Below are 869 nucleotides of genomic sequence, written 5' to 3'. Positions count from 1 at the left end.
TTGATCTGCAGCGACTGCGGGGTGGCCGCGCAGCCCAGTTCGACACCGATGGTGACCGCCGCACCGGTCACCGGGATGGTCGGCGGATGCTTCTTGTCGGCGGGGGTGATGATCGCCTCCCCGGCCAGATCGGAGAACGCCTCGTAGGAGTTGAGTGCACGCCCGATCGGGAGTACCGACCGCACGTGCTCAGAATACTTCCATACCCTAAGCACATAGCCTTCTCGAGTGAGCACCGCACGGGAGGTGTCCGGGAACAGCCCGCCGACGAGCCGCCCCGGCCGGGACGGCACGTCCGGCGCGGGTGGGGTCGCGATCGCCGCACCCGAACCCAGCATCACCCCGGTGACGAGCACGCACGTCGTGGTCGCCCGCCGCCAGCGCACGTGTCTGCGTCGTGCCCGGCTCGGTCTCGTCGCCCCCATGTCCGCGCCCCCTCACCCGTATGTCACAGCAGCAACTTCTGCCACATGTGTAACAGATGGGATCAAACTGGACAGATCCTGTCAACACATCCAGGGTTGATCACCCGATGTTGTTACATACCGAATGCACATTCGGTGCGAAACGCCCACAATGGGCCGGTTTCCCGTTGCGGATCACCGGGTACCGGCTACGTTCAGGACAGCAACGGCGGACTTCGAGAAGCGGAGGGATCGCATGGACCGGGTGAGTCGGGCACTGCTGGCGGTACTGGGGGTGTGCTTGCTGGTGGTGGCGGCCGGGAGCTGGACGGGCGTCCCGGCCGCGCACGCGTGCCTGCCGACAGACCCCACCTGCACCCCCGGCGCGCCGGGCGGCGGAGGGGGATCGACACCGACGATCAACACCCCGACCATCCAGACCACCGCACCCCAGGCACCCACGAC

General features: G+C 67.2%; 2 protein-coding genes. One reads left to right on the top strand and one right to left on the bottom strand.

Annotation, left to right across the window (positions count from 1 at the left end):
• The coding region (locus ABD908_RS27445) for a hypothetical protein (protein WP_345002088.1) at nt 1–185 on the bottom strand (185 nt) is incomplete at its 3' end.
• 475 nt (nt 186–660) lie between these two features.
• Between ABD908_RS27445 and ABD908_RS27440 the strand changes: the two genes are divergently transcribed.
• Nucleotides 661–869: hypothetical protein (locus ABD908_RS27440; RefSeq protein ID WP_345002086.1), on the top strand; the 209-nt coding region annotated here is incomplete at its 3' end.

This window comes from Tsukamurella soli (genome assembly GCF_039541155.1).
GTDB classification, from domain to species: Bacteria; Actinomycetota; Actinomycetes; order Mycobacteriales; family Mycobacteriaceae; genus Tsukamurella; species Tsukamurella soli.
Note: the sequence above shows the minus strand (reverse complement) of the source record. Positions and strands in the feature narration are given on the sequence as shown.